The following is an 879-nucleotide window of genomic DNA, read 5'->3' as shown; positions in this document are numbered from 1 at the left end:
TGGTCCTCGCCCTGGGCGCCGCCACCCTCCGCCGCCGCACGGCATAGGGGTCACAACCGCCGCGCCGGTCCGCCACTCGGACATGCCGGGCCCGTCCCCGCCGCCGATGCGAGGATGGCCCCGGATGTTCCGTACGACCGCTCGACCCACCCCACCGGCGAGGTGACCCGCATGACCAAGACCATCGCAGTCCTCGGTACCGGCAAGATCGGCGAAGCCCTCCTCAGCGGCATGATCCGCGCCGGCTGGCGCCCCGCCGACCTCCTGGTCACCACCCGCCGCGCCGAGCGAGCGGCACAACTCCGGGACCGCTACGGCGTCGAGCCCGTCACCAACGCCGAGGCCGCCAAGCGCGCCGACACGCTGATCCTCGCCGTGAAGCCGCAGGACATGGGCAAGCTCCTCGACGAACTCGCCCCCCACGTCCCCGCCGACCGCCTCGTCATCAGCGCCGCCGCGGGTATCCCCACCGCCTTCATCGAGGAACGCCTCACCACCGGTACCTCCGTCGTACGTGTCATGCCCAACACCCCCGTTCTCGTCGATGAAGGAATGTCCGTCATCTCCGGCGGCAGCCACGCCACCCCCGCCGACCTCAACCACACCGAGGAGATCTTCGGCGGCGTCGGCAAGACCGCCCGCGTCCCCGAGTCCCAGCAGGATGCGGCGACCGCCCTCTCCGGCTCGGGCCCGGCGTACTTCTACTTCCTGGTCGAGGCGATGACCGACGCCGGCATCCTCCTCGGCCTGCCCCGCGCCCAGGCCCACGACCTCATCGTCCAGGCCGCCATCGGCGCCGCGGTGATGCTGCGCGACAGCGGCGAACACCCGGTGAAGCTCCGCGAGGCCGTGACCTCCCCGGCCGGCACCACCATCAGC

1 protein-coding gene is annotated in these 879 nt (G+C 72.1%); it reads left to right on the top strand.

Annotated features, from left to right (window positions below; all coding sequences use genetic code 11):
• Positions 1 to 171: 171 nt before the first annotated feature.
• Positions 172 to 879 (top strand): pyrroline-5-carboxylate reductase (proC, locus tag BHU15_RS37800; protein WP_069631165.1); only part of this gene is annotated, 708 nt, incomplete at its 3' end.

It is taken from the genome of Streptomyces niveus (assembly GCF_001723055.1).
Classification (GTDB): domain Bacteria; phylum Actinomycetota; class Actinomycetes; order Streptomycetales; family Streptomycetaceae; genus Streptomyces; species Streptomyces niveus.
Note: the sequence above shows the minus strand (reverse complement) of the source record. Positions and strands in the feature narration are given on the sequence as shown.